The 24,710-nt window shown below is 74.8% G+C and carries 27 protein-coding genes; 14 read left to right on the top strand and 13 right to left on the bottom strand.

Annotation, left to right across the window (positions count from 1 at the left end; all coding sequences use genetic code 11):
* Window positions 1–64: 64 nt before the first annotated feature.
* Window positions 65–325, bottom strand: coding sequence for a hypothetical protein (locus tag G6556_RS01165; RefSeq protein ID WP_166937841.1), 261 nt, complete (start codon window positions 323–325; stop codon window positions 65–67).
* Window positions 326–551: 226 nt separating this feature from the next.
* On the opposite strand from G6556_RS01165, the gene G6556_RS01160 reads away from it, so the two are divergent.
* Window positions 552–1,445 (top strand): SDR family oxidoreductase, encoded by an 894-nt coding sequence (locus tag G6556_RS01160; RefSeq protein ID WP_166937839.1) that lies wholly within the window; start codon window positions 552–554, stop codon window positions 1,443–1,445.
* Between the two features lie 81 nt (window positions 1,446–1,526).
* Here the strand turns inward: G6556_RS01160 and G6556_RS01155 are convergent, their stop codons facing one another.
* From G6556_RS01155 to G6556_RS01130, 6 genes are all read right to left on the bottom strand, one after another.
* The gene (locus G6556_RS01155) at window positions 1,527–2,276 is read right to left on the bottom strand and encodes a uracil-DNA glycosylase (protein WP_166937837.1); all 750 of its coding nucleotides are present in this window, start codon (window positions 2,274–2,276) and stop codon (window positions 1,527–1,529) included.
* Window positions 2,273–2,659, bottom strand: a complete 387-nt coding sequence (locus tag G6556_RS01150) for a type II toxin-antitoxin system VapC family toxin (protein ID WP_166937835.1) — start codon at window positions 2,657–2,659, stop codon at window positions 2,273–2,275. The genes G6556_RS01155 and G6556_RS01150 overlap by 4 nt, the downstream gene beginning before the upstream one ends.
* A gap of 2 nt (window positions 2,660–2,661) precedes the next feature.
* Window positions 2,662–2,940: a hypothetical protein gene (locus tag G6556_RS01145; RefSeq protein ID WP_166937833.1), complete on the bottom strand. Its 279-nt coding sequence runs from the start codon at window positions 2,938–2,940 to the stop codon at window positions 2,662–2,664.
* 43 nt (window positions 2,941–2,983) lie between these two features.
* On the bottom strand, window positions 2,984–3,604 hold the full coding sequence (locus G6556_RS01140) for an L-threonylcarbamoyladenylate synthase (protein WP_166937831.1): 621 nt from the start codon (window positions 3,602–3,604) through the stop codon (window positions 2,984–2,986).
* 58 nt (window positions 3,605–3,662) lie between these two features.
* A complete protein-coding gene (locus tag G6556_RS01135; protein ID WP_166937829.1) occupies window positions 3,663–4,262 on the bottom strand; it encodes a class I SAM-dependent methyltransferase in 600 nt (199 codons plus the stop codon).
* 77 nt (window positions 4,263–4,339) lie between these two features.
* Window positions 4,340–4,804, bottom strand: coding sequence for a DoxX family membrane protein (locus G6556_RS01130; protein WP_166937827.1), 465 nt, complete (start codon window positions 4,802–4,804; stop codon window positions 4,340–4,342).
* A 108-nt stretch (window positions 4,805–4,912) separates the two neighbouring features.
* Here G6556_RS01130 and G6556_RS01125 point away from each other — a divergent pair, with 108 nt between their 5' ends.
* The gene (locus G6556_RS01125) at window positions 4,913–5,935 is read left to right on the top strand and encodes an aldo/keto reductase (protein ID WP_166937825.1); all 1,023 of its coding nucleotides are present in this window, start codon (window positions 4,913–4,915) and stop codon (window positions 5,933–5,935) included.
* A gap of 19 nt (window positions 5,936–5,954) precedes the next feature.
* The gene (locus G6556_RS01120) at window positions 5,955–6,365 is read left to right on the top strand and encodes a MerR family transcriptional regulator (RefSeq protein WP_346774645.1); all 411 of its coding nucleotides are present in this window, start codon (window positions 5,955–5,957) and stop codon (window positions 6,363–6,365) included.
* A 22-nt stretch (window positions 6,366–6,387) separates the two neighbouring features.
* Here the strand turns inward: G6556_RS01120 and G6556_RS01115 are convergent, their stop codons facing one another.
* The 4 genes from G6556_RS01115 to G6556_RS01100 form a co-directional block, all read right to left on the bottom strand.
* Window positions 6,388–7,638 (bottom strand): DUF4143 domain-containing protein, encoded by a 1,251-nt coding sequence (locus tag G6556_RS01115; protein ID WP_346774644.1) that lies wholly within the window; start codon window positions 7,636–7,638, stop codon window positions 6,388–6,390.
* Window positions 7,639–7,810: 172 nt separating this feature from the next.
* Window positions 7,811–9,889 (bottom strand): elongation factor G, encoded by a 2,079-nt coding sequence (locus tag G6556_RS01110; RefSeq protein ID WP_166937819.1) that lies wholly within the window; start codon window positions 9,887–9,889, stop codon window positions 7,811–7,813.
* Window positions 9,890–10,014: 125 nt separating this feature from the next.
* Window positions 10,015–10,944, bottom strand: a complete 930-nt coding sequence (locus tag G6556_RS01105; RefSeq protein WP_166937817.1) for an FKBP-type peptidyl-prolyl cis-trans isomerase — start codon at window positions 10,942–10,944, stop codon at window positions 10,015–10,017.
* Between the two features lie 94 nt (window positions 10,945–11,038).
* Window positions 11,039–11,434 (bottom strand): helix-turn-helix domain-containing protein, encoded by a 396-nt coding sequence (locus G6556_RS01100; protein ID WP_166937815.1) that lies wholly within the window; start codon window positions 11,432–11,434, stop codon window positions 11,039–11,041.
* Between the two features lie 120 nt (window positions 11,435–11,554).
* Here G6556_RS01100 and G6556_RS01095 point away from each other — a divergent pair, with 120 nt between their 5' ends.
* The 5 genes from G6556_RS01095 to G6556_RS01075 all read left to right on the top strand — a co-directional run bounded on the left by G6556_RS01095 (window position 11,555) and on the right by G6556_RS01075 (window position 16,236).
* The gene (locus tag G6556_RS01095; RefSeq protein ID WP_166937813.1) at window positions 11,555–12,418 is read left to right on the top strand and encodes an SDR family oxidoreductase; all 864 of its coding nucleotides are present in this window, start codon (window positions 11,555–11,557) and stop codon (window positions 12,416–12,418) included.
* 72 nt (window positions 12,419–12,490) lie between these two features.
* Window positions 12,491–13,501 (top strand): TIGR03557 family F420-dependent LLM class oxidoreductase, encoded by a 1,011-nt coding sequence (locus tag G6556_RS01090; RefSeq protein WP_166937811.1) that lies wholly within the window; start codon window positions 12,491–12,493, stop codon window positions 13,499–13,501.
* A gap of 60 nt (window positions 13,502–13,561) precedes the next feature.
* Window positions 13,562–13,927: a hypothetical protein gene (locus G6556_RS01085; protein ID WP_166937809.1), complete on the top strand. Its 366-nt coding sequence runs from the start codon at window positions 13,562–13,564 to the stop codon at window positions 13,925–13,927.
* 159 nt (window positions 13,928–14,086) lie between these two features.
* Window positions 14,087–15,217 (top strand): VIT1/CCC1 family protein, encoded by a 1,131-nt coding sequence (locus tag G6556_RS01080; protein WP_166937807.1) that lies wholly within the window; start codon window positions 14,087–14,089, stop codon window positions 15,215–15,217.
* A gap of 77 nt (window positions 15,218–15,294) precedes the next feature.
* Window positions 15,295–16,236, top strand: coding sequence for a siderophore-interacting protein (locus G6556_RS01075; RefSeq protein WP_166937805.1), 942 nt, complete (start codon window positions 15,295–15,297; stop codon window positions 16,234–16,236).
* A gap of 39 nt (window positions 16,237–16,275) precedes the next feature.
* Here the strand turns inward: G6556_RS01075 and bsh are convergent, their stop codons facing one another.
* On the bottom strand, window positions 16,276–17,223 hold the full coding sequence (gene bsh / locus G6556_RS01070) for a choloylglycine hydrolase (protein WP_166937803.1): 948 nt from the start codon (window positions 17,221–17,223) through the stop codon (window positions 16,276–16,278).
* Between the two features lie 283 nt (window positions 17,224–17,506).
* On the opposite strand from bsh, the gene G6556_RS01065 reads away from it, so the two are divergent.
* The 6 genes from G6556_RS01065 (at window position 17,507) to G6556_RS01040 (ending at window position 23,426) form a co-directional block, all read left to right on the top strand.
* The gene (locus tag G6556_RS01065) at window positions 17,507–17,677 is read left to right on the top strand and encodes a hypothetical protein (protein ID WP_166937801.1); all 171 of its coding nucleotides are present in this window, start codon (window positions 17,507–17,509) and stop codon (window positions 17,675–17,677) included.
* Window positions 17,678–17,725: 48 nt separating this feature from the next.
* The gene (locus G6556_RS01060) at window positions 17,726–18,763 is read left to right on the top strand and encodes a LacI family DNA-binding transcriptional regulator (protein ID WP_166937799.1); all 1,038 of its coding nucleotides are present in this window, start codon (window positions 17,726–17,728) and stop codon (window positions 18,761–18,763) included.
* Window positions 18,764–18,933: 170 nt separating this feature from the next.
* Window positions 18,934–20,193 (top strand): ABC transporter substrate-binding protein, encoded by a 1,260-nt coding sequence (locus G6556_RS01055; RefSeq protein ID WP_166937797.1) that lies wholly within the window; start codon window positions 18,934–18,936, stop codon window positions 20,191–20,193.
* Between the two features lie 73 nt (window positions 20,194–20,266).
* A complete protein-coding gene (locus tag G6556_RS01050; protein ID WP_166937795.1) occupies window positions 20,267–21,235 on the top strand; it encodes a sugar ABC transporter permease in 969 nt (322 codons plus the stop codon).
* Window positions 21,235–22,122, top strand: a complete 888-nt coding sequence (locus G6556_RS01045) for a carbohydrate ABC transporter permease (RefSeq protein ID WP_205692847.1) — start codon at window positions 21,235–21,237, stop codon at window positions 22,120–22,122. The genes G6556_RS01050 and G6556_RS01045 overlap by 1 nt, the downstream gene beginning before the upstream one ends.
* On the top strand, window positions 22,119–23,426 hold the full coding sequence (locus tag G6556_RS01040) for a family 1 glycosylhydrolase (RefSeq protein ID WP_166937793.1): 1,308 nt from the start codon (window positions 22,119–22,121) through the stop codon (window positions 23,424–23,426). The genes G6556_RS01045 and G6556_RS01040 overlap by 4 nt, the downstream gene beginning before the upstream one ends.
* Window positions 23,427–23,469: 43 nt before the next feature.
* Here the strand turns inward: G6556_RS01040 and G6556_RS01035 are convergent, their stop codons facing one another.
* Window positions 23,470–24,570, bottom strand: a complete 1,101-nt coding sequence (locus tag G6556_RS01035) for a crosslink repair DNA glycosylase YcaQ family protein (RefSeq protein ID WP_166937791.1) — start codon at window positions 24,568–24,570, stop codon at window positions 23,470–23,472.
* Window positions 24,571–24,710 lie beyond the last annotated feature (140 nt).

Raw genomic sequence — 24,710 nt, 5'->3', positions numbered from 1 at the left:
CGGATGGGTGGCGGCGGGTGCGGCGGCTGGCGCGGGGGGTGCGCGCCACGGAGGACGGGCGGCGTCAGGCCGGTGGCGGCCCCGCGTCCACGTCCTCGTCGGCCACGACCCGCACGTCCCGCTTCGGCCGGATCAGCGCGACCGCGGCGACGAACCCGACGACGGAGCCGCCGAGGCCCCAGAAGAACTCGGACGAGCCGAGCGCCCGGCCGATCACGACGGCGCCGACCGTCGCGGCGGCGGTGACCGCGAGCGCCAGGAGCAGGTCGCGCATCGACACGCGGTCGCCCCAGATCTCGACGTACTGCTCGTCGGCTTGGCTCACGTTCCTCCTCAGGTCCGGACCGCCACCCTAGGACGTCCCCTGCGGGGAGGCTGTGCGGCGGTTGTGCGCGCGACGTGGACGTGCGGGTCGGAGCGCGGTGGCCGACCGCCACTGTGGGGTGACCTGGCCCGACGGGGCAACTCGGGGCGACGCGCCGGGAGCCGACACGCCGACGGTTCACCCGCTCCGGTGGCGGCTCGCCGACGGGCGCGGACGATGGGTGAGCATGAGCGACCAGACCACGCCCCAGGACCCCCAGACCCAGCACCCGGAGCCCGAGCAGCCGGCGCAGAGGATCCCGCACCCCGGCCTCACGGACGACATGCGGCAGCAGCCCGACCACGGCGAGGAGTCGTACGTCGGCTCCGGCCGGCTCGAGGGCAAGCGCACCCTCATCACCGGCGGCGACTCCGGCATCGGCCGCGCCGTCGCCCTGGCGTTCGCCCGGGAGGGCGCGGACGTCGCGATCGTGTACCTCCCCGACGAGGAGGAGGACGCCCAGGAGACGGTGCGGCTCGTCGAGGCCGCCGGCCGCCGCGCGCTGACCCTGCCCGGCGACATCCGCGACGAGGCGTTCTGCTCCGAGATCGTCGAGCGCACGGTGTCCGAGCTCGGCGGGCTGGACGTGCTCGTCAACAACGCGGCGTTCCAGATGTCCCAGGAGAACGGGCTGCTGGACCTGACCACCGAGCAGCTCGACCGCACGTTCAAGACCAACCTGTACGCGATGTTCTGGATCACCAAGGCCGCGCTCCCGCACCTGCAGCCGGGGTCGAGCATCATCAACACCACGTCGGTCCAGGCCTACGAGCCGAGCCCGCAGCTCATCGACTACGCCACCACCAAGGCCGGGATCCTCAACTTCACGAAGGCGCTCGCGCAGCAGGTCGCCGAGCAGGGCATCCGGGTCAACGCGGTGGCGCCGGGGCCGATCTGGACCCCGCTCATCCCCGCGACGATGCCGGCCGAGAAGGTCAAGGAGTTCGGCGCCGACACCCCGCTGGGCCGCGCGGGCCAGCCGGCGGAGCTCGCCCCGGCGTACGTGTTCTTCGCGAGCCAGGAGAGCAGCTACATCACGGGCGAGCGCATCGGCGTCACGGGCGGCCGCCCGCTGGCCTGAGCCCCCGCCGAGTTCGGCACTCCCGCGCCGAGTTCGGCACCTCCAGCTGCCGACCTCGGCAGCGGAGTGCCGAACTCGGGGTCAGCCCGCGAGGGCGCGGGCGCGGAGCAGGACCGCGTCGAGCATCTCCGGCGTCAGACGGCCGGTGAAGGTGTTCTGCTGGCTGACGTGGAAGCAGCCCAGCAGGGTCAGGCGCTCGCCGGTGCCGGGGTGGTCCAGCACCACCTCGGCGCCGTGCCCGAACCGGGGGCGCGGACGCGGCACCGCCCAGCCCTGCTCGCCGAGCGTGCGCAGCAGCGCGTCCCAGCCGAACGCCCCCAGCACGAGCGCGACCCGCGGCCGCACGATGTTGAGCTCCCGCGCCAGCCACGGCCCGCAGCGGTGCCGCTCCTCGGGCAGCGGCTTGTTGTCCGGCGGCGCGCAGTGCACCGGCGCCGTGATCCGGACGCCGGTGAGCGTCAGCCCGTCGCCGGCGTGCGTGGACGTCGGCTGGGACGCCATCCCCACCCGGTGCATGGCCGCGAACAGGAAGTCGCCCGACCGGTCGCCGGTGAACATCCGGCCCGTGCGGTTGGCGCCGTGCGCGGCGGGGGCGAGGCCGACCACGAGGACGGACGCGTCCGGGTCGCCGAACCCCGGCGCCGGGCGGGCCCAGTACTCCTGGTCCCGGTAGGCGGCGCGCTTCACGGTCGCGACGTGCTCGCGCCACGCGACGAGCCGCGGGCAGGCGCGGCACTCGACCACGGCGCCGTCGAGCTCGGCGAGGTCGCGCGCGCCGGGCGCGGTCGCCGCGGGGAACCCGGGGTCGTCGGGCAGGGCGGGCACCGTCATGCCACCGGGTCCTCGACGTCGAGCCCGAGGTGTCCGGCGACCGCGGCCATGCCGGCGTCGTGGGTCACGACGACCACCGGGTCGCCGATGACCAGCGCCGTGGCGAGGTGCAGGGCGTCGAGCGTCTTGACGTGGCGCTCGATGGACTCCGCGACGGACGCGACCTCGTCCGAGAGCGAGATCAGTCCCACCCGGGACAGCAGCGCAGCCGCCGCCGAGACCGGGAGCTGCTCGCGACGCAGGACCCGCACGATCTCGGTGCGGAGCAGGCGGGACGAGACGAGCTGGCCGGCGCGGTCGTCGAGCCACCGCAGGACCCGCGGCCGCTCGGGCACCTCCAGGACGGCGCGCAGCGCGACCGACGAGTCCAGGTAGTACGTCATGGTCAGTGCTCGCCCCGGGCTTCGGCGAGCAGCTCGTCCACGCGGTCGCTGGAGATCGGGTCACCCGCGCCGTGCTGCGGCCAGGCGACGGCCGCGCCGGCCGGAGGCGTGTACCGCCCCTCGCGGTGCAGCCGGTCGAGCCCCCCGGACGGCTCGGTGTAGCCGGACACCCGCCACCGCGGGAGCCCGCGCTCGGTGACGACGACCTCCACGCCACCGTCGACCCGCGCGAGGACGGTGGCGGTGTGCTGGTTCAGCTCGCGCTTGGTGACCGTCTCCATGCTGCCAACGTACTACGTGTGTCTGACATCCGTCCCGACGGACTCAGGCGAACCGGTCCGGGTCGCCCGCGCCGACGCGGACCACCTCCGGGAAGCCCTCGGACCAGTCCACGACCGTCGTCGGCTCCGCGGACACCTCGCCCGCCTCGAGCACGGCGTCGACCACGTGGTCGAGCTCCTCCTTGACCGTCCAGCCGTCGGTCTGCGGCTCGGTGTCGCCCGGGAGGATCAGCGTCGAGGACAGCAGCGGCTCGCCGAGCTCGCGCAGGATCGCCTGCACCACCCGCGAGTCCGGGATCCGCACGCCGACGGTCTTCTTCTTGGGGTGCGCCAGCCGCCGGGGGACCTCCTTGGTCGCCGGCAGGATGAACGTGTACGGCCCCGGGGTGGCGGCCTTGATCGCCCGGAACGGCGCGTTGTCCAGCCGCACGAGCTGCCCGAGCTGGGCGAAGTCCGTGCACATGAGCGTGAAGTGGTGCTTGTCGGTCAGGTGCCGGATCGCGCGGATGCGGTCGGCGCCGGTGTGGCTCTCCATGCGGCAGCCGAGCGCGTACCCGGAGTCGGTGGGGTAGGCGATCAGGGCGTCGTCGCGCAGCAGCTGAACGACCTGGCCGATCGACCGGGCCTGCGGGTCGTGGGGGTGGACGTCGAAGAACCGGGCCATGCGGTCGAGGGTGGCACGGCCCGCGCGGCCGGACCAGCCCGGGACCACCGGCCGGGGCTCAGCCCAGGACCGCGACCAGGAAGTCCGCGTCCGGCCCGAACGGCCGCAGGTCCCAGGTCGCGAAGCGGTGCTGCACGACGAACCCGGCGGCCGCGGCGTCGGCGTCGAGCGCGTCGAACGCGTACCCGCGCCCGGCCCCGAACCCGACGACCAGCCGGCCGTCCGGGACCAGGTGCGCCCGGATGCGGCGCAGCACCTCGGCCTCGGTGCCCGGCGCGACGAACGTCAGCACGTTGCCCGCCATCACGGCGAGGTCGAACGGCTCGGCGACCCCCGCCGCCGGCAGGTCCAGCTCCGCCAGGTCGCCGACGTGCCAGTCGCCGGCCGGGTGGTCGGCGCGCGCCGCCTCGACCAGCAGCGGGTCGACGTCGACCCCGACGACCGTGTGCCCGCGTCGCGCGAGCTCGCCGCCGACCCGGCCCGGGCCGCAGCCGGCGTCCAGGACCCGCGACCCGCGCGGCAGCATGGCGTCGACCAGCCGGGCCTCGCCGGCCAGGTCGGCGCCCTCCGCCGCCATGCTGCGGAACCGCTCGACGTACCAGGCGGACCGGTCGGGGTTCTGCTGGCCGATCTGCTCCCAGCGGGTGGGCCGGCGCATGACGCTCCTCGGGACGGCGGCTGACGACGGCCCGAGCCTAGGGCCCGGGCCGCCCCGCCGTCCGGGACCGGCGGGCGTCAGCGGTGGACGGCCTTCGCGGCCTTCTTCGCCGCCTTCGTGCCCGCCTTCTTGGCCGACGACGTCAGGGTGTCGATCAGGTACGACGCGGCGGCGCCCAGGATGACGACGTCCTTCGCGATGCCGACGCCGTCCGGGTTGGGCCGCGGGTCGCCCTCGCCGCGGTGCAGCGCCGGGGTGCGCAGGTACAGGCCGACGAGCGCGGCGGAGAACGCGGTGAACCCGGTGGCGACCGCGACCCGGGGGAGCACGGGCACGAGCAGGGCCGTGCCGAGGCTCACCTCGGTGGCGCCGAGCGCCGTGGTGAACGTCTTCGGGTCCACGCCGGACAGGAACGGGTACGCGCCGGCCGCGGTGCCGTGCAGGCCCTTCGCGGTCTCCTCGTCGGCACCGAGCTTGTCGAGGCCGGAGTTCAGGATGTAGGCGCCGGCGCCGAGACGCAGCGGCAGGTGGCGGAGCTTCACGCGTCCTCCTCGGGGAGCGGGGTGTGGGCTCGACGCTACGACCGGGCGCCCGGGCCCGCAGCGCGACGGGTTGACTTGGAGCGCGCTCCAAGGTGGAGCGTCGTCGCCATGAGCCTCTCCACCCGCACCCTCGGCAGCGCCACGAACGGCACCGCCCTCACCGTCTCCGCCCTCGGGCTCGGCTGCATGGGCATGTCCGAGTTCTACGGGGCGACGTCCGCTCCCGGCTCCGACCAGGAGCGCGAGTCGGTCGCGACGATCCACCGCGCGCTCGACCTCGGCGTCACGCTGCTCGACACCGCCGACATCTACGGCCCGCACACCAACGAGCGCCTGGTCGGCCGGGCGATCGCCGGCCGCCGGGACGAGGTGGTGCTGGCGACCAAGTTCGGCATCGTCCGGGACCCCGACCCGACCGTGACGACCCGCGGCGTCGACGGCCGCCCCGAGTACGTCCGCGCGGCGCTCGACGCGAGCCTGCAGCGGCTGGGGGTTGACCACGTGGACCTCTACTACATGCACCGCATGGACCCGAAGGTCCCCGTCGAGGACACGGTGGGCGCGCTCGCCGAGGCCGTGCAGGCGGGCAAGGTCCGGCACCTCGGGCTGTCCGAGGCCGGCCCGGCGACGATCCGCCGCGCGCACGCCGTGCACCCGATCACCGCCGTCCAGACCGAGTACTCGCTGTGGACCCGGGACGTCGAGGCCGAGGTGCTGCCGACGCTCCGCGAGCTCGGCATCGGCCTGGTGCCGTACTCGCCGCTCGGCCGCGGGATGCTCACCGGCGCGATCACCGCGGCCGACGACCTCGCGGCCGACGACTTCCGGCGGGCCAACCCGCGGTTCGCCGGCGAGGCGTTCGACGCCAACCGCGCGCTGGTCGAGCGGGTGCAGGCGCTCGCGGCCGACCGGGGCGTCACGGCGGCGCAGCTCGCCCTCGCGTGGGTGCTCGCCCAGGGCGAGGACGTCGTGCCGATCCCGGGCACCCGGCGGGTCCGCTACCTGGAGCAGAACGTCGGTGCCGCCGACGTCCGGCTCGGCGCGGAGGACCTCGCGGCGCTCGCGGACGCCGTGCCGCCGCAGGCCGTCGTCGGCGACCGGTACCCCGACATGTCGACCATCGGGCGGTGAGCGGCGCATGCTGAGGGGCGTGACCGAGGAGAGCCGGACCCTCACCATCGCCGAGGCCGCCGCGGCGACCGGCCTGACCCCGTACACGCTCCGCTACTACGAGCGTGACGGGCTGCTGCTCGACGCGGTGGAGCGCGCGTCCTCGGGGCACCGGCGGTACACCGAGCGGGACCTCGGCTGGATCCACCTGCTGACCCGGCTGCGCGCCACCGGCATGCCGATCCGGGAGATCCGCGAGTACGCCGACCTGGTCCGGCAGGGCGAGGGCACCGAGCCGGAGCGGATGGCGCTGCTGCAGGCGCACCGGGACGCGGTGCGGGCGCAGCTGGCCGAGGTGACCGAGCACCTGGCGGCGATCGAGATGAAGATCGACGTCTACGCCGGGCGGCTCGCGTCGGGGACGCCGGTGCCGGAGGCGGCCGCGGGCTGACCGCGCGCCGCCGTCGCGGGCGTCACGGCCCGAGCAGCGCCGCGGGCACCACGGCCACGCCGTCCGGTCGCCGGTAGGCCTCGCGCCCGGTCGTCACGATCACGGCGTCGAGCAGCCGCGCGCCGAGCTGCTCCCGGAGCCAGTGCAGGTGGCGGACGTCGTGCTCCCCGACCTCGGCTGCCAGCTTCACCTCCACGGCGACGACGTGGCCGTCGTCGCGGCTCACGACGAGGTCGACCTCACGCTCACCGCCCTTGGTCCGCAGGTGGCCGACCGAGGCCTCCGCGTTCTGCGCGAACACCCGCACGCCGAGCGTGACGAGCGACTCGAAGAGCGCTCCGAGGAGGGTCCCGTCCCTCGGGACCACCGGGCCGGCCTCCCGTCCGTCGAGGAGCATCTCCTCGCTGACCCCCAGCAGGCGGCACGCGAGCGCGGGGTCCGCGAGGTGGTGCTTGGGCGCGGACCCGAGTCGCTTCAGGTGGTTGGCGGACGGAGACCAGGCGGGGACGGGATCGAGCAGCCAGAGTCGTCCCAGGGTGTCCCGGTAGGGCCCGGTCGTGGTCCTCGCGGGCTTGTCCCCCTCGCCGGACGTCGCCGCGTCGCGGATCGTCTCGTAGCTCGCGGTGGTCGCCGTCGCCGCCGCGTACGCCGCCATCCAGCGGCGCAGGGCGTCCGGTCGGCGCACCTCCTGCCCGAGGTCGGCGAAGTCGCGGTCGACGACGCGGGCGAGGTACCCGTCGAGCTGCGCGCGCAGCGCCCGGCGGGGGAGGCCGCGCAGCCCGGGGAAACCGCCGCCCACGATCTCCCGCACGTAGTCGGACAGCGCCGAGCTCGTGGACCCGGAGATCGGCGGTCGTCCGCCCCGCAGCAGCTCCGCGAGGCTGACGGACGGTGCGAAGCCTCGTTCGGCGAGGCTCATCGGTCGCATCCGCACCTGGACGATGCGCCCCGCGCCGGAGTGCGTCCCCGGGGTCCGGGGCGAGGCGGACCCGGTGAGGAGGAAGCGGCCCGGAGTCGGATCGCGGTCGACATCCCGCCGCACGAGGTCCCACGTCTGCGGCATCAGCTGCCACTCGTCCAGGAGGACGGGCGACCGGCCCTGCAGCACCCGGGCCGGGTCGCCTCCGAGCACGGCGCGGGTCGTCGGGTCGTCGAGCCGGTGCGCGGTCGCGGCGCGGGCGGTCGCGGTGGCGGTCTTGCCGACGCCCTTGGCGCCCTCGATCGCCAGGGCCGCGACACCGGTGACCAGGTCGTCGAGCTCGTCGTCCACCACGCGCCGCCGATACGACGGGAGGGGTGCCGCGGGGGTGTGCACGACGGCACACTACAGGTCGTCGCGCCACTACGCTACAGATCGTCGCCTGCCTACGCTACAGATCGTCGCGTCCCTACGCGACAGCCCGTCGCCCCGTCCGCTGCTCGTCCACGGATGCGCCCTCCCGGCGTCACACCGGGGCCAGGTGCCCCGGCCGGACCTCGTAGTCCCCGGGCTCCAGCAGCACCTCGCCCCGCCCACCGGTCAGCGCCCGCAGGTCGAGCGCGTACCGGACCACCTCGGCCTCGGGCACGACCGCCTCGATCCGGACCCGCCCGTCGTCGGTGGTGCTGCTGGCGCTGATCCGCCCCCGGCGCCCGGAGAGGTCGCCGAGCACGTCCCCCTGGGCCTCGCCCGGCACCACGACGGTGACCCGCAGCGTCGGCTCCAGCAGCACCGTGCCGGCCGACGCGAGGGCCGCGCGGACCCCGGCCGCGGTGGCGGTCCGGAACGCCATGTCGGAGGAGTCGACGGCGTGCGCCTTGCCGTCGTAGACCTCGACCTGGACGTCGACGACGGGGTGCCCGAGCGGGCCGCCGGCGGCGAGCGCCTCCGCGGCGCCGCGCTCGACGGCGGGCAGGTACGACCGGGGTACCGCCCCGCCGACCACCGAGTCGACGAACGCGAACCCGGACCCCGGGGGCAGCGGGCGCAGCCGGAGCTGCACGACCGCGAACTGGCCGTGCCCGCCGGACTGCTTCTTCAGCCGGCCCTCGGCCTCGGCGGGCCGGGCGATCGTCTCCCGGTAGGCGATCCGCACCGGCTCGGTCGTGACGTGCACGCCGAACACCCGGGCCAGCCGCTCGACGGCGACGGCGAGGTGCGCGTCGCCGAGCCCCCGCAGGACCGCCTGGTGCGCCGTGCGCTCGACGACCAGCGTCGGGTCCTCGGCGGCGAGCCGGGTGAGCGCGCCGGACAGCTTGTCGTCGTCGGCCTGGCTGACCGGCACCAGCGCGAGGCCGAGGACCGGCGGCCGGGCGGGCAGCGTGGCGGGCCGGACCGGCTGCGCGCGCGCCGCGAGCAGGGTGCCGGTCGGGGCGGAGCCGAGCTTCGCGACCGCGGCGATCCCGCCCGCGGCGACCGCGTCGACCGGCAGGTGCTCGCGACCGCGCAGCCGGAACAGGCCGTGCAGCCGCTCCTCGGTGCCCGTGGTGGTCGTCAGCCGGTCGCCGGAGCGCACGGTGCCGGACAGCACCTTGAACACCGACACCTGCCCGACGAACGGGTCGGCGACCGTGCGGAACACGTGCAGCACCGTCTCGCCGGCCGGGTCGGCGGGCAGGTCGGTCTCCGCGCCGTCGTCCGGTCCGCCGCCGACCCGAAGCCGCGCGGGCCGGTCGGCCGGTGCCGGGCCGATCTCGCACACCAGGTCGGCCAGCCGGTCGATCCCGACGCCCGTGGCCGCGGACGCGACGAGGACGGGCACCGCACCACCGGCCGCGACCTCGTGGGCCAGGGTGCGCTCGAGGTCGGCCGGGCCGGGCTCGTCGCCGGACAGGTACCGCTCCAGCTGGTCGTCGTCGTGGGCGACGATCTCCTCCGTCACCTCGCCGTGCAGCCGGTGCTCCTCCTCCGCGACGTCGGCGGGCAGGTCGCAGTCGCGGTGCCGGCCGTCGGCGCCGTAGTCGAGGCCCCGATCGGACAGCACGTCGGCGACCCCGTGCAGGGCCTGCTCCTCGCCGAGCGGCAGCTCCAGCGGCAGCACCGCGGCGGCGTCGTGCCCGGTGCGGACCGCGAGGTCGCGGACCTGGTCGAGCACCCGGTGGAAGTCGGCGCGGGCGCGGTCCTCCTGGGAGACGACGACGAGGCGGGGGATCCCCGCCTCGTCGCACCTGCGCCACACCGCCTCCGTCCCGGACTGGACCCCGTCGACGGCGCTCACCACCACCACCGCGAGGTCCGCGACCGCGAGGGCCGCGTCCACCGCCCCGGCGAAGTCGGGCGCCCCCGGGGTGTCCAGGAGGGTGACCCGGTGCGGGTGGCCCTGGCTGCACGTCCAGTCGAGGTCGGCGACGCCGAGCGCCACGGAGGAGCCGCGGGCCACCTCCTCGGGCTCGTGGTCGCAGACCGTCGAGCCGTCCTCGACCCGGCCGGCGCGGGGGATCGCCCCGGCGCGCAGCAGCAGGGCCTCGGCGAGTGTCGTCTTGCCGGATCCGGCGTGGCCGACGAGCGCCACGTTGCGGACCGTCGGCGTCGTTGCCGCGTCCATCGCACGTCCTTCGAGGATCAGGTGCCAGGACGGCCAGGCTAACCACGCGGGTCGCGGGAACGACAGGGACCTCGGGCGCTGGTGCGACCGAGGTCCCTGTGCTGCGCGTGCCCCGCCGGGTGCGATCAGGACGCGGTGAGGATGTCCACCACGAAGATCAGCGTCGAGCCGGCCGGGATGCTGCCCGACTCCTGGTCGCCGTAGCCCAGGTCCGGCGGGATGATCAGCAGCACCTGGCTGCCGACCGTCTGGCCGACCAGGCCCTGCTGCCAGCCCTGGATGACGTTGCTCAGCGGGAAGGTCGTGGCCGAGCCGCGGTCCCAGGACGAGTCGAACGACGTGCCGTCCCACAGCCAGCCGCTGTACTGCACGGTGAGGGTCTGGCCCGCCTCGACGGGCGCGCCGGCGCCCTGGATCAGCGGCTGCACGACGAGCTCCGTGGGCGGGTCGGTCTCGAGCGGCTCGATCGACGGCGCGCCGTCCTCGTCCAGCGTGACCGTCGGCAGGCCCTCGGGCAGCGGCGTCACCGCGGTGCCCTCGGCGCGGGTCGGGACGGCCTCGGTGCTGACGACCTCGACGGCGAGCAGCGAGGTCACGTCGTCCGCCGGGTTGGCGAACAGCACCCGGGCGCCGGCCTGCTGGCCGACGAGCTGCTCGAGCAGCGCGGGCGGGAGGTTGTCGCTGGTCGCGAGGTACTGCTGCGGCTCGGCGCCGTAGGTGCCGCCGAGGGTGCTGCCGTCCTCGCCGCTCACGGCGGCGATGTTGACGGTGACCAGGTCGCCCTCGGCCACGGTGTCGCCGGTGCCGGGGGTGACGACCCGCGCGACCGGGGCCGACACCGTGAACGGCTGCTCGAAGTCGAAGACCGGCTCCTGCCCGGCGTCGCCGGTCAGGGTCACGGCCTCGAGGGCGGCGACGTCCTCGGCGGACGCGGTCGCCTCGGCCGTCGCCGACGGGGAGGTGCTGGGGGAGGCGGAGTCGTCGGAGCCCCCGTCGCTGCACGCGGCGAGCAGCAGCAGGGACGCGGCGAGGAGGGTGGCGGCCGTACGGCGCACGTGCTCGTCCTTCGGTCGGGTGCGGGGGGTTGCGGTGGGCCATCGTAGGCGCCCCCGCTGTGACGCTCCCGGGCGGGTGGCCCGGGAGGCGGCCTCAGGGCCGGGCGACCATCGCGTCCGCGTGCCGCACGATCCAGCCCATCAGGGGCAGCAGGTGATCGGCGAGCCCGCGGCCGAGCGGGGTCAGCGAGTAGTCGACCCGCGGCGGGATGGACGGCGTGGCCTCGCGGAGCACCAGGCCGTCGGCCTCCAGCGTGCGCAGGGTGGACGCGAGCATCTTCTCGCTGATGCCCTCGACGAGCCGGCGCAGCTCGCCCCACCGCAGCGTCCGCTCGGACAGCGCGACCAGGACGAGCACGCCCCACTTGCTGGTCACGTGGTCGAGGACCACCCGGCTCGGGCACGCCGAGGCGAGCACGCCGTCCGTGAGCAGGTCGCCCAGGACGGATCCGGGGGCCGCCGGTGCTGTGTCCTCGATGCTTACCGCCATGCCAGTACCTTACGCGAAAGTGGGTACCGGTGACCGGGAAGGGTGGCCGCGCGGCCGCCGTTGGTGCAGGTGCCGGACGCGTCAGGCGGCCGGCCACGCCCATCTCGGAGGAGCTCCACCATGTCGATCGTCGTCACCGGCGCCACCGGCCACCTCGGCCGCCTCGTCGTCACCCACCTGCTCGCCGACGGCGTCCCGGCCGACAGCATCGTCGCCGCGGGCCGCCGCACCGAGACCCTCGCCGACCTGGCCGAGCGCGGCGTGCGGGTCGCGACCCTCGACTACGGGCAGCCGGAGACGAGCGCCGCCGCGCTGGAGGGCGCCGAGACCGTCCTCCTGGTGTCGGGCAGCGAGGTCGGGCAGCGCGTCGACCAGCACCGCGCCGTCATCGAGGCCGCGAAGGCCGCCGGCGTCCGCCGCCTCGTCTACACGTCGGCGCCGAAGGCCGACACGTCGCCGCTGGTGCTCGCCCCGGAGCACAAGGCCACCGAGGAGATCCTGCGGGCCTCCGGCCTGACCTTCACCATCCTGCGCAACGGCTGGTACACCGAGAACTACGTCGGCGACGTGCAGCGCGCGGCCGAGACCGGCGAGATCGTCGGCGCCTACGGCGACGGCCGGGTGGCCTCCGCCCCGCGCGACGACTTCGCCGCCGCGGCCGCCGTCGTGCTGCGCACCGAGGGCCACGACGACGCCGTGTACGAGCTGTCCGGCGACGAGGCGTGGGGCTTCGACGAGCTCGCCGCCGCCGCGTCCGAGGTGCTGGGCCGCCCGGTGACCTACCGCACGGTGTCGTCCGAGCAGCGCGCAGCCGACCTGGCCGCCGCCGGGCTCGACGAGGGCACGGTCGGCTTCGTCGTCGCCCTGGAGGAGAACACCCGCGACGGCCTGCTCGCCGAGACCCCCGGCGACCTCTCCCGCCTCATCGGCCGCCCGACCACCCCGCTGGTCGACGCCCTCCGGTCCGCGCTCGCGCAGGCCTGACGACTCCGTCTCCTCGGTGCTGGCCGGCCGCTCCGGATGCCGGGGCGGCCGGTCGGTGTGAGGCTCGATCGCATGACGCGATTCGGGTACACCCTCATGACCGAGCAGTCCGGGCCCAAGCAGCTCGTGGGGTACGCGGCCGACGCCGAGAAGACCGGCTTCGACTTCCTCGTCTCCTCCGACCACTACTTCCCGTGGGTCGACGAGCAGGGGCACGCGCCGTACGCCTGGTCGCTGCTCGGCGCGGTGTCGCAGGTGACGTCCCGCGTCGACCTGATGACCTACGTGACCTGCCCGACCGTCCGGTACCACCCGGCCGTCGTCGCGCAGAAGGCCGCCACGCTCGGCGTGCTGTCCGACGGCCGGTTCACCCTGGGCCTCGGGGCGGGCGAGAACCTCAACGAGCACGTGGTCGGCGAGCGCTGGCCCGCGGTCGGCGAGCGGCACGACATGCTCGAGGAGGCCATCGAGATCATCCGGTCGCTGCTGGACGGCGAGCGCCTGACCTTCGACGGCGTGCACTTCCGCACCGACTCCGCGCAGCTCTGGGACCTCCCGGACGCGCCGGTCGAGATCGGCGTCGCGGTGTCCGGCGCGCAGTCGGTGTCCCGGTTCGCGCCGCTGGCCGACCACCTGGTGGCGACCGACCCCGAGGCGGACCTGCTGTCGTCCTGGGACGAGGCCCGCGCCCAGGCCGCGCACGCGATCGGCGGCGAGACCCCGCCGCCGTCCCGCAAGATCGGCCAGATCCCGATCTCGTGGGACCCTGATCTCGCCACGGCGAAGGAGCGCGCGCATGAGCAGTTCCGCTGGTTCGCCGGCGGCTGGCACGTGAACGCCGACCTGCCGACGACCGAGGCCTTCGACGCCGCGAGCCAGTTCGTGCGGCCGGACGACGTCGCGGAGACCATCCCGTGCGGTCCGGACCTCGACGCGATCGTCGCGAAGGTCCAGCCGTACTGGGAGGCCGGGTTCACCGACATCGCGCTGGTCCAGGTCGGCGACCAGGCGCAGCAGCGGTTCCTCGACGAGGTCGCCGGGCCGCTGCTCGACAAGCTCCGGGCCGCCGCGCCGTCGTCCTGAACCGCGCGCTTGCGCAACCGCCAGGTTTCGCACCCGAGGAGTTGAGAGGAGGTGCGGCCGATGGCCGTCACCGCGTTCCAGGACCTGCCGCTGGCCGACCGCGACCGCGAGTGGGACGGTGCCGCCGCCGAAAAGCGCGTCCGCGCGTGGGCGGACGCCGAGGACGAGCCGAATCAGCAGTACCGCGGCGCGCACGTCTGGTACGACGCCGACGCCAAGCAGAACTTCACCGCCTACAAGCTGCTGATCGCGGACGTGGTCGGCGGGAAGCTCGTCGCGGTGCCGCGCGGCGTGTTCGCCGCGGCGGCCGTCATGCAGGGCTCGCGCGGCGGGGTCGACCTGCCGGCGAAGGACGTCGACCGGGTCAAGAGCCACCTCGCGAAGTACTACGCGAAGCTCGACGAGACGCCGCCCTGGGAGGACTGAGGGCCGGCCGCGGCCCCGGCTCGGCGCGACGCCTCACCGCACCCGCGCGCGGGGGTTCCCGGGGCGCCGCCCGACGGGAGTGCGGACGTCCCGATTCGGGCGGCCGAATCGGCGCGGAACGCGTGACTCGCGGGCGTGCGTCGCCCACGATGGAGCACCGTGCCACCCACCGACCGGGCCCCCGAGGCCCTCACCGTCGCGCCCACCGCGCGCCAGATCCGCCGCTGGCGCCGCTACCTCGCCGACGAGCGCGCCGAGGCCGCCGCCTACCGCGACCTCGCCTCGCGCCGCACCGGCGAGGAGCGCGCGATCCTGCTCGCGCTCGCCGACGCGGAGAAGCGGCACGAGCAGCACTGGCTCGACCTGCTGGGCGACAAGGTCGGCCGCCCGCTGCCCGGCGACATCCGGTCCCGGGTGCTGGGCGCGCTCGCCCGGAGGTTCGGCGGCGTGTTCGTCCTCGCGCTCGCGCAGCGCGCCGAGGCCCGGTCGACCTACGGCGAGGACGTCGACGCGACGCCCACGATGGCCGCGGACGAGCGGATCCACGAGGAGGTCGTGCGCAGCCTCGCGATGCGCGGGCGCAGCCGGATGTCCGGCACGTTCCGCGCCGCGGTGTTCGGCGCCAACGACGGCCTGGTGAGCAACCTCGCCCTGGTGCTCGGCATCGGCGCGAGCGGCGTCGCCACGTCGACCGTCCTGCTGACCGGCCTCGCCGGCCTGCTCGCCGGGGCGCTGTCGATGGGCGCGGGCGAGTACGTCTCCGTGCGGTCGCAGCGCGAGCTGCTGGAGGCCTCGCGGCCGAGCGCCCAGGCGCGGGACGCGCTCCCGCACCTCGACCTCGACGCCAACGAGCTCGCGCTCGTCTACCGGGCGCGCGGCATGGGCGCCGACGAGGCGCAGGTCCGCGCGGCCACGGTGCTGGCGGACCTGTCGGCGGTCGGCGGGGCGTCCGCCGCGCTGCCCGCGCAGGAGGCGGCGAGCGCCGGCGAGGAGGTCGACGAGCACGAGACCGTCGGCAGCGCCGTGGGCGCCGCGCTGGCCTCGTTCTGCTTCTTCGCCGGCGGCGCGATCGTGCCCGTGGTGCCGTACCTGATCGGCCTGGAGGGCTGGGCCGCCGTGGCGCTGGCCTCCGGCCTCGTCGGCATCGCGCTGCTCGGCACCGGGGCGACCGTCGGCGTGCTGTCGGGGTCCTCGCCGGCGAAGCGCGCGCTGCGGCAGCTGGCGATCGGGTTCGGCGCCGCCGCGGCGACGTACCTGCTGGGGCTCGCGTTCGGGACGTCGGCGGCCTGAGGCCCCGATCCGTCCACTCTGTGGGATGTGTCACACGGGGGGTGAGGTAAGCCTTGCCTTCGGGTTACGGTGACGGCATGACAGCGTCCACCGCCGCGCCGGCCGTCACCACGCCGTTCCGGTTCTTCGACGTCCGGGTGTCGCGGATCGTGGACCTCAGCCCGTCGTTCCGCCGGTTCACGTTCACCGGCGAGGACCTCGACCAGTTCGCCGACAACGGCTTCGACCAGCGCATCAAGCTGCTGCTCCCGCTGCCCTGCGGCTACGACGTCGTCCCGACCGGCGAGTCCTGGTACCTGCAGTGGCGCGAGCTGCCGGACGAGCTCCGGCACCCGATCCGCACCTACACCGCGCGGACCGCCCGCAACGACCTGCGCGAGCTCGACGTCGACATGGTCCTGCACGGCGACGGCGGACCGGCGTCCGCGTGGGCCGGCTGCGCCCAGGTCGGCGACTCGCTCGTCGTCCTCGGCCCCAACCGCGAGCACCAGGGCCCGACCGGCGGCGTCGACTTCGTCCCGCCGGCGCACGCCGACCGGCTGCTGCTCGCCGGCGACGAGACCGCCGCCCCGGCCATCGCCGGCATCCTCGAGCGACTGCCCCGCGACGCCCGCGGCGAGGCCCTGATCGAGGTCCCGGTCACCGGCGACGCGATCCCCGTCGACGCCCCGGCCGGCGTGACCGTCCGCTGGCTGCCGCGCGACGGCGCCGCGCACGGCTCGCTGCTGGTCCCGGCCGTCCAGGCCGCGTGCAAGCGCCTCATGCCGCACGACGCCCCGCTGCCCGAGGGCATGGAGCTCGAGGACGTCGACATCGACTCCGGCATCCTGTGGGAGGTCCCCGTGGACCACGCCACCGGTGAGCCGCTGCGCCAGTCCGCCGCGCTGTACGCGTGGCTCGCGGGGGAGGCCGGGGCGATCAAGACGCTGCGGCGGCACCTCGTCGGGACCTGCGGGGTGGACCGGAAGGCCGTGGCGTTCATGGGGTACTGGCGCGAGGGGCGGGCCGAGGGGGCCTGAGGGCGCGAGTCCTGCCGGCCGGAGGGTCACGCCACGGGGTCAGACCTCGACCAGGTCCGCCCCGTCGGTCGGCTGGTCGCCCAGCGCCACGCTGCGGATCGCCGGGTCCTCGTACGTGTTCCAGTAGTACGTCGAGGTCCGCGACGAGAACAGCCCGGTGTAGATCGTCCGCTCGAACTCGCCGGACGCCATCGCCGCGCAGCCGTCCACCATCGCCACCTGCTGCAGCGTGTGGAAGGCGCGGCTGACGTTCTCCTCCTCCGTGGCCTTCTCCGGGTAGTGGGTGTTCACGTAGGCCGCGCGGACGAACCGCGACGGCGAGGAGTAGTCGCCCGGGACCCCGCGCATGTGCGACCCCGAGCCGAACGGGGCGAGCTTGGCCCGCCCGAGCACGGTCTCCTCGGGGAACTCCGGCGAGACGTTCAGGTAGTTCCGGAGGTTCTCGTGGTGCCAGCCGAAGCCCGGCTGGTTCGCCAGCACGTCGACGTCGTCGTCGAAGACGCGCAGGCCGTCGGCCGTCTGCTCGAGGACGATCGCGCGGTCCGCGTCGCCGACGACCCAGTGCAGCAGCGAGCTCGGGTACCGCTCGTCGATCGGCCGGTCCACGATCACGACGTCGCGGAGCGCCGCCTCGACCTCGTCGATCGAGGAGAACTGCGCGGCCACCCAGAACGGCACCTCGAAGGCGGCGACGTTGGTCGCGCCGTCGACCGGTCCGGGCGCGTACTGCGCGTACCCCGGGAAGTTGAGGCCCGCGACGGCCAGCCCGGCGTCGTTGCCGCAGTCGAAGTACAGCGGCGTGCCCGCCTCCACGATCCCCATGCCGATGACCGCGTGCCGGACCTCCGCGACGGCGCCGAACGGCGACCGCGGGCGGTACCCCGTCGGCGTCACCACCACGCGCTCGCCGTAGCCGCTGGTCCAGTCGAGATTGCGCGCCAGGTAGAGATGTCCCTGGCCGTCCGAGAACCGGATTCCTGTGCACATGTCGCTGCCCCCCTGCTGGAGCGGCACCTCGACCGGAGCGCCTCGCGGCCGCGGTCGGGCTCGCTCGTCGTCGGCGCCCGAGCCCCCTGCGTACCGCCCGGGCGTGCGCGTCGAGCATCCCGCGGACGGGTGCCGCGGGCAATCGCGGGCGCTCCCGCGCGATCAGCCCGCCGGCACCTCGTGCCCCGCACCGCCCGCGGCCCGCGGGTCTAGGCGAGCGCGGACAGCCGGACCGTCCGCGGATCGCCTGCGCAGGACCGCGCGGTTCGCCACAGTGGTGCCCATGAGACGCACGCGGGTGATCGGCGCGATCGGCGCCGTCGTCTTCGCCTGCCTGGCGGTGACGTTCGTGCTGCGCGGCGGGACGCTCGACCTCGTGATGGCGGTGCTCGCCACGGCGGTGGCGGTCGCCCACGCGTACACCGCGATCACCGCGCCGAAGCGCGAACGCTGACGCGAGCAGAACGCCCATGCTTTGGTTGCAACGTTGTAACCTCACACCGTGGCGATCGAACCCGAGGGCAGGGCCGCCCCGACGCTGCGCGACGTCGCGCAGGTGGCGGGCGTGTCGTTCAAGACCGTGTCCAACGTGCTCAACGACCACCCGCAGGTGCGGGAGGCGACCCGGGCCAGGGTGCTCGCGGCGGTCGAGCAGGTCGGGTACCGGCCGAACCTCGCCGCGCGGAACCTGCGGCTCGGGCGCAGCGGCGTCATCGGGCTCGCGGTCCCGGAGCTGAGTCAGGCGTTCTTCGCCCAGCTCGCCGACGAGGTGATCCGGGTGGCCGCGGAGCAGGACCTGGTCGTGCTGGTCGAGCAGACGGGCGGGCTGCGCGAGCGCGAGCTCGAGGCGCTGCGGAATCCGCGGCTGTCGCTGACCGACGGCCTGCTGCTCGCCCCCCTCGGGCTGACCCGCGAGGACATCACGCCGGACCCGGCGGGGCGGCCGCTGGTCGTGCTGGGCGAGCCGCTGTTCCCCGGCCCGGTCGACCACGTGACGATGCAGCACGAGGCGGCCGCGCGCGCCGCGACGGAGCACCTGCTCGGGCTCGGCCGGCGGCGCGTGATGCTGCTCGGCGCCCACGCCACGGAGGAGACGGGCGTGGCCGCGCTGCGGTACGCGGGGTACCGGGCCGCGGTCGAGGCGGCCGGGCTCCGGCTCGACGACGCGCTCGTGGTGCCCGTCGAGACGTGGGACCGCAGCAGCGGGGCGGACGCGATGGCGCGGGTGCTGGACGCCGGCGTGCGGATGGACGCGGTGTTCGCGATGAACGACGACCTCGCGCTCGGCGCGTTGCGCTCGCTGCAGGAGCGCGGGGTGGCGGTCCCGGCGGACGTCGCGCTGGTCGGGTTCGACGACGTCGCCGACGGCCGGTACACGTTCCCCAGCCTCACGACCGTCGAGCCCGGGCGGCACGCCATCGCCCGGGAGGCCGTCCGGCTGCTGCGCGAGCGGATCGACGACCGGGCCCGCGGCGAGCTCGAGCCGCGCGTGATCGCGCCCGGGTTCCGGCTGGTCGTCCGGGAGTCGACGGGCGCCTGACCCGCGGCTCCGCGCCGCCGGCCGCCGCGCGCCCGCCGCGGACGCGCGCGGTCGCCCGCCGGGTCACCCGCCCCCCGGGTTGACACGCCGCCACCTGGGGCCGCAAGATCGCACTTACAACGTTGTCTTACAACGTTGTAAGCGGGCCCATCCCGAAAGGACACCACGCAATGAAGCGCACCCCCGCCCTCGTCGTCGCGCCGGTCTGCCTGGCGCTCGCCCTCGCCGCCTGCTCCGGCGGCGGCGGTTCCTCCGACTCCGCCGGCCCCGTCGAGCTGACCTTCTGGCACGGGTACACCGAGGCCGACGGGGACGTGCTCCAGCAGATCGTCGACGACTTCAACGCCGCCCACGACGGCGAGATCACGATCACCACGCAGGTGAACCCCTGGGACGTCATCGACGACACGTTCCTGCCGGCCCTGTCGGCGGACAACGGCCCCGAGATCGTCGCGATGCCGGCCGAGCGGCTGCCGGTCTACGCCGACCGCGGCGCGTTCGTCGACCTGGACGACTTCTACGCCGACGACGAGGCCACGCCGGACCTCAACGCCGGCGCGCTCGACATGGTGACGGTCGACGGCACCGCCTACGGCGTCCCGACCGGCTTCGTGCCGCTGACGATGTTCTACAACCAGGCCCTGTTCGACGCCGCGGGGGTCGCGGTCCCGACGACCTGGGACGAGTGGGTCACCGCCGCCGAGGCGCTCACGATCGACGAGAACGGCGACGGCACTCCCGAGCAGTACGGCCTCGCCCTCGCCGACCACGCCACGGTCGGCAACGGCGTCTGGCCGTCGCTGTTCTACGGCAACGGCGGCGCGATCGTGGAGGACGGCGAGGCCGTCATCGACTCCCCGGAGAACGCCGAGACGCTCGAGTTCTGGCACGACGCGATCACCGCCGGGAAGATCAGCCCGACCGGCGTCGACGGCGTGAGCGGCGACAGCCTGTTCAGCAGCGGCCGCGTCGCGATGTACATCGGCGGCCCGTGGATGGCGACCGTCTCCGAGGAGAACGGGATCGACTACGGCATCGCGCCGATCCCGGCCGGGCCCCAGGAGCAGGCGGCGTCCGCGATCGGCGTCTCGATGGCGCTGACCCGTCAGGCGGACCAGGCGCAGCAGCAGGCCGCGCAGGAGTTCTTCTCCTACTTCCTGTCCCGCGAGGAGTCCGTCGACTGGGCACTCGGCTCCGGCTGGCCCCCGCTGCGCACCGACATCGCCGCGGACGAGGTCGACGAGAACCCGGTCGTGGCGGCGCTGACCGAGCAGGCCGAGCTGGGCCGCCCGCTGCTGCCCGGCGTCGTGAACAGCACCGACGTGCTCACGGCCGTCGACGACCTGACCCAGCGGGCGATGGCCGGCGAGCCGGTCGACGACCTGCTCGCCCAGGCGCAGACCGCGATCCAGGCCGCGCTCGACGACTGACCGACCCACCCGGACCGGCCGTCCCCGGGGCAGCGACCCCGGGGACGGCCTCCCTCCCGAGAGGCACAGCCCCATGACCACCGCGCACGTGACGGGATCCCGCAAGCGGGCCTACCGTGCCCCCGCCCCCCTCGGCGGGCGACCGGACCGGAGCCTGCAGCGCACGCGCACCGGCGGGCGCCGGAACCGCACCGCTCTCGCCTTCCTCGCCCCGGCGCTGATCATCATGGCGGTGTTCGTCGCCTGGCCGATGGTCTCCGCGCTGCAGCTCTCCTTCACCGACGCCAGCGGCTTCGGCGAGGCGCAGTGGGTGGGGCTGGACAACTACGCCCGGATCTTCACGGACGGCGACATCCGCGACGCGGTGCTCAACACCGTCCTCTACGCGGTGATCTTCACGCCGACGGCCGTCGTCGTGGCCCTCGCCCTGGCGCTGCTGCTGACGAACGACCGGCTGCCGCTGCGCGGGCTGTTCCGCACGTCGCTGTTCCTGCCCTTCATCATCTCGCTGGCCGTGGCCGCCCTGGCGTGGTCGTACCTGATCGACCCGCAGGTCGGGCTCCTGCACTACTGGCTGCGGGGGATCGGGATCGACCTCGGCGACGTGCTGCAGGACCCGACGCTGGCGATGCCGGCGGTCGCGCTGGTCGCCGTGTGGAAGAACTTCGGCTTCTACATGGTGATCTTCATGGCCGGACTCCAGGAGATCCCCGGCTCCCTGTACGAGGCCGCCAAGATGGACGGCGCCGGCGCCTGGTCCCGGTTCCGGCACATCACGCTGCCGATGCTGTCGAACACCATGGCGTTCGTCCTGATCTTCGCGATGATCGCCGCGCTGCAGGCGTTCGACCAGATCTACGTGATGACCGGCGGCGGCCCCTACCGGAACACCCAGACCGTCGTCATGGAGATCTACGAGTCCGGCTTCCGGAAGCTCGAGCTCGGGTTCGCCTCCGCCCTGTCCTACGTCCTGCTGCTCGCGACGCTCGTGCTGAGCGTCGTCCAGCTCGTGTTCTTCGGGCGCCGCGAGAAGGAGTCCTGATGTCCGCCGCCACCCTCGCGCCGACCTCGGCCCCCGAGCACGCCCGCGTCGTGCGCGCCGGGCGCCGGCGGGTCCGCGTGTCGACCGTCCTGATGACGGCCGGCGTCACGGTCACCACGCTGATCGTCCTGCTGCCGCTGTTCATCGTCCTGTTCACGGCGTTCAAGCCGACGGCGGAGGTCAACGCCTACCCGCCGACGCTGCTGCCCGACGCCTGGACGACGGCGAACTTCGAGCGGATCTTCTCCGACCTGCCGTTCGCCCGGCTGATCGCGAACAGCTTCGTGTTCGCCGGCGGGGTCACGCTGTTCGCCGTGGCGTTCGACGCCCTGGCCGCGTACGCGCTCGCCCGGATCGACTTCCGGGGGCGGCAGGTGCTCCTGGTCGCGATCATCGCGACGCTGATGATCCCGTTCCAGGCGACCCTGATCCCCGTCTACCAGATCGTCACCGACCTGGGCTGGGTCAACACCTTCGCGGGCCTCATCGTGCCGCGCGCCGCCGACGCGTTCGGCATCTTCTTCCTGCGGCAGTTCTTCATCGGCCTGCCGCGGGACCTCGACAACGCCGCCCGCATCGACGGCGCGTCCGAGCTGCGCGTGTTCTGGCAGATCGTCCTGCCGAACGCCCGGCCGGCGATCCTCACCCTGGCGATCTACATCTTCGTCAACAACTGGAACGACCTGCTCTGGCCGCTGGTCTTCACGACGCAGCAGGAGATGGGCACCATCACCTCCGGACTCACCCAGCTCACCGGCCCCGGCGGCATCGTGCCGTACGGCGTCATGATGGCCGGCGCGCTCGTCGCCGTCGTCCCGCTGGTCCTCGCCTTCATGCTCGTGCAGCGCAAGTTCATCGAGTCCATCGCCACCACGGGGCTCAAGTGACCGGGGTCGCGGCCGGGGGTCGCTGGTTCGAGGACGGGGCGCTGCACTTCGGGCTCGGCATCGAGGACACGTTCGTGCCGCAGGGCGGCCCGGGCGAGCGCCCGATCGACGAGTACGCGCTCACCGACCACTACGCGAGGTACGCCGAGGACCTCGGCCTCGCGTCGGACGCCGGCGCGACGTTCCTGCGCTGGGGCGTCCCGTGGCACCGGGTCAACCCCGGGCGCGGGGTCTGGGACTGGTCCTGGGTGGACCGGGTGATCGACCGGTTCGGCGAGCTCGGGCTGCGGCCGGTGATCGACCTGCTGCACTACGGCACGCCGCTGTGGCTCGACGGGCAGTTCGCGCACCCGGACTACCCGCAGGTGGTCGCGGAGTACGGCGTCGCGTTCGCGGAGCGGTACGGCGACCGGGTCACCGACTACACGCCGGTGAACGAGCCGATGATCCACGCGCTGTTCTGCGGGGTCTACGGCTACTGGCCGCCGTACCTCACGGGCGACGCAGGGCTGACGACGATGGTCCGCGCGCTGGGCGAGGGCTTCGTCCGGACCCAGCGCGGGATCGCGGACGTGCTGGGCGACCGGGCGACGTTCATGCACGTCGACGCGTCCATGCGGTACGCGGGCGACGTGCACGGGGAGCACCGGGCGCAGGCCGAGCGGCTCACGCACCAGGCGCACCTCGTCGAGGACCTGGTGACCGGGCGCGTGGACGACGCGCACCCCCTGGTCGGCGTGCTGCGCGCGCACGGGACGTCCGACGACGCGCTCGCGTGGTTCGCCGACCACGCCGTGCGGCCGGACGTGATGGGCGTGAACTACTACCCGCGCATCTCCACCGAGGTGTTCGAGGAGGGCGTGCACCACGGCGGCGGGTTCGCGGACCCCCGCCCCGCGCAGGACGCCGGGGTGGCCGGGCTGGTGGAGGTGCTGCTCGAGGCCGAGCGCCGGCACGGGGCGCCCGTGATGCTGACCGAGACCGCCGTGACCGCGCCCGTCGCCGACCGGGTGGCGTGGCTGCACGAGTCCGTCGCCGCGATCCGGACCCTGCGGTCCGTGGGGCACCGCGTCGTCGGGTACACCTGGTGGCCGGTGTTCGACATGTACGAGTGGACGTACCGGCACGGCACCGCCGAGCGCGAGGAGTACCTGCTGACCATGGGGCTGTGGGACCTGGTCGAGGACGGCGCCGGCGGGCTCGACCGGCGGCGGACGCCGGTGGCCGACACCTACCGGGCGCTGGCGATGGACGCGCGGGCGAACGGCGCCGCGCGGGCGGTCGAGCGGCGCCGGGCGGCGTGACCGGGCCGTGCGTGCTGCGCCTGGCCGCGGCCTGGTCCGCGGGTCAGCCCGCGGTCAGCCGCAGCTCGCCCGCGTGCCCGAGCAGGGCGCCCAGGCGGGCGGCCTCGGCCGCGAGCGCGCCGGCGGGCGGGGTTCCGGCCTCGGGGAACCACGTCACCTCGACCACCCCCGAACGCGCGGCCCAGGTGCCCGCGACCACCCCGCCCTGCAGCACGAGCGCCGCCCCGCGGGTGACCCCGGGTCGGCGGGCCGCGGGCACGACCCGGGTGTCGGCCGTCCCGGGGCCGAGCACCCACTGGTCGTGCCCGGCGAGCAGCGTGACCGCGTCCGTCGGCTCCGCGGCCTCGACCTGCGCGACGTGCTCCCGCAGCAGGAGCGCGGGCGCCCCGTCCACGGGGACCTCGGCCGCGGCGTCGCGCAGCACCTCGTCGGTCCAGCGCTCGACCCGGCGGCGGCCCGCGCTGAGGCCCTCGGCGAGCCAGTAGTGCAGGTTCGCCCGGGTGGCCGGGCCGTATGCGGCCAGGTACCCGGTGACGGCGCGGCGGCCCGCGTCGTCGAGGTCGGGCAGGCCGCCCCACACCGGGCTCGCGGCGGGTGAGGCCAGCGTCGGCCGGCCGTCCAGCACCGGGCCGAAGCAGAGCTCCCCGTGCCAGGCGATCGGCTTGAGCAGCGTCATGCTCGGGTGCAGCAGCGCCGGCCCGAGGTGCGCGAACCGGGGGACGGCGGTCACCGCGGCGGCGAACGCCTCCCGGTCCAGCGGCCCGCCGGCGAGCGCCGCGCGGACCGCGTCGAGCAGTGCCGGCCAGTCGTCGGGCCGCAGGTCGTAGTGCTCCTGCCAGCTGCGCAGCGCCCACTGCCGGCTCGCGGTCCGGACGGTGAGCAGCACGCCCGCCTCGTCGGCCGCGAGCAGGTGGGTCGAACCGCGCAGCGCGAACGTGCGGATCAGGTCGCCGGAGCCGACGGCGGCCGCGACGGCGTCCGGTGCCGGGTCCGCCAGTCGCCGGCGCACCGCGAGGTCGGGGTCCCCGGACCACGCGGGGACGGCGCCGAGGCGGCGCACGACGTCGGCGGCGGTCGCCGCGCCGGACACGAGGTGCTGCCGGCCGAGCCGCCACGCCAGCGCCTGCGCCGACGAGATCGTCATGCCCGGCAGCGTAGGACCAGGCTCCGACACCGGGTCGTGCCCCGGGGGGACGGCGCCGGACCAGGTCGGTCCCCCGGGCTGATCCGGGCGGGTCGCCCCCGGTGATGACCTGGGGACATGCCGCACCCGTCTCCGCCGTC

It is taken from the genome of Cellulomonas sp. IC4_254 (assembly GCF_011603975.1).
Lineage (GTDB): Bacteria > Actinomycetota > Actinomycetes > Actinomycetales > Cellulomonadaceae > Cellulomonas.
The sequence above is the reverse complement of the archived record's forward strand: the minus strand, read 5'-3'. Positions and strand labels throughout refer to the sequence as shown.